Annotated in this window: 1 protein-coding gene; it reads right to left on the bottom strand. The window is 34.5% G+C overall.

The window, feature by feature from the left end; all coding sequences use genetic code 11:
* On the bottom strand, window positions 1–2,137 hold a 2,137-nt coding region (locus ACYU7A_RS14895), incomplete at its 3' end, for a putative metal-binding motif-containing protein (protein WP_460577793.1).
* Window positions 2,138–2,459 lie beyond the last annotated feature (322 nt).

Consider the following 2,459-nt stretch of genomic DNA (forward strand, 5'->3'; position numbering starts at 1 on the left):
CTGGCAATGATCCTACAATTGGTGTACAACCTCCTGGAAGACCAACATTATCTATAATTCCATTACAATCGTTATCAATTCCATCGTAACATACATCAACAGCACCTGGATGAACTGAACCGTTACTATCGTCACAATCGGAATTATCCAAAACATAACCAACTGGTGCAGTACAAGCTGAAGTTGTGATAGCTGGATTTCCATAACCATCGGCATCGGCATCTTGATAATAAGTTATACCTGTGAGGTTTAAGAAATCGTTATCATTACAATCTGTATTATTGGTAACTCCACCACAACCAACAAAAGTAGTTGAGCCTAATCCATCTCCATCTGCATCTAAATATTGAATTTGATTATCATTGCAATCACCATTATTGGTTACTCCACAATTTGTTATAAAATTAGAACCAAATCCATCGCCATCAGCATCATAATACTGCAGTTGATTATCGTTACAGTCAGCATTATTTGGAACTCCACAAGCAACAACTGTATTAGAACCAAAACTATCACCATCCGCATCTAAATATTGAATTTGATTATCATTACAATCAAAATTATTGGTAACACCGCAATTTGTTATAAAATTAGAACCAAATCCATCGCCATCAGCATCTAAATATTGGTATTGGTTATCATTACAATCTGAATTATTGGCAACTCCGCATCCTACTATTATAGTTGATCCAAAACTATCGCCATCGGCATCTAGATACTGCAATTGAGCATCGTTACAATCACCGTTATTGGTTACACCACATGCCACTAAAATGTTAGCTCCAAATCCATCGCCATCAGCATCTAAATATTGGTATTGGTTATCATTACAATCTGAATTATTGGCAACTCCGCATCCTACTATTATAGTTGATCCAAAACTATCGCCATCGGCATCTAGATACTGCAATTGAGCATCGTTACAATCACCGTTATTGTTTACTCCACATGCCACTAAAATGTTAGCTCCAAATCCGTCGCCATCGGCATCTAAATATTGGTATTGGTTATCATTACAATCTGAATTATTGGCAACTCCACATCCAACCAATGTCATCGAACCAAAACTATCTCCATCAGCATCTAAATACTGTAATTGATTATCATTGCAATCACCATTATTTGTTACACCACATGCCACTAAAATGTTAGCTCCAAATCCGTCGCCATCGGCATCTAAATATTGGTATTGGTTATCATTACAATCTGAATTATTGGCAACTCCACATCCAACCAATGTCATCGAACCAAAACTATCTCCATCAGCATCTAAATACTGTAATTGATTATCATTGCAATCACCATTATTGGTTACTCCACAAGCTACAGCTATGTTGGCTCCAAATCCATCACCATCAGCGTCTAAATATTGTGTTTGATTATCATTACAATCCAAATTATTGGCAACTCCACATCCAACCAATGTCATAGAACCAAACCCATCTCCATCAGCGTCATAATATTGTAGTTGATTGTCATTGCAGTCACCATTATTTGTAACATATCCAACTGGCGCTCCAAAACAACTAACTTGTGATACTGAGTTAGTACCAAAACCATCATTATCAGCATCAAGATAATAAGTAACATTTGCATTTACTGTGAAAGTAGCTTTAAAATTATTTCCTCCATCACTAGCGTAAACCATTCCTAAACAAGTTGTAGACTGTTCTGAATACACCTCGATAGTATAATTTCCGGCAGATAATCCACTTAAAAGATTCGTATTATAGCCAATGTTACTCCATTGTTGATCTTCACCACCACAACCATTTGTAAATCCTGATGAATATCCGATTGAATTACTAACAAAACTACCTGAAGGGAATCCGACTGGATATATGCGATACATCAATCGAGTTGACGTAATGTCACATCCTCCACATTTATAATTATTATGTTCTGCTCCTTTAAAAACGAGAGAAGAAGAACCTTCACAATAAGCACCTAAATTTGCATTATTAAAATCAGGGTTGCCTGTACTGGCCTGTAAATCATAATAAACATTCCCTGAATTGTTACTATTCAACACTATATAAGTAGTATTGAATCCAGCTTGCCCATAAGATAACACTGCATTAAACAACAGCATTATCAAAACAATCCTTTTTTTGAAAGCTTGTAAAATGTGTTTCATAAATAAAATAATTTAGAGGTTTAAAACATAACTTAACTAATCATTAATTCTGGATTTGAGGCAAGCAGATTAAAAACTAATTTTAATTCAAATATAGCTAGATTTTCTGTTTTATTCTATACGACATATTACGTATTTTTTGAATAAAAAAACCTCCTCAATTTCTTGAGGAGGTTTTAAAATATTTAGTTCTTGTTTAGAAACTATCTTTTAATAACACGTAGTGTTTTAGTGTTAGATTCTTGAGATACAATTACATTGTAAACTCCAGATGGATATTGGTTTCCTAATTCAAAGTTTTGAATATCAGAAGCGTTTATCA

It is taken from the genome of Flavobacterium koreense, assembly GCF_054776075.1.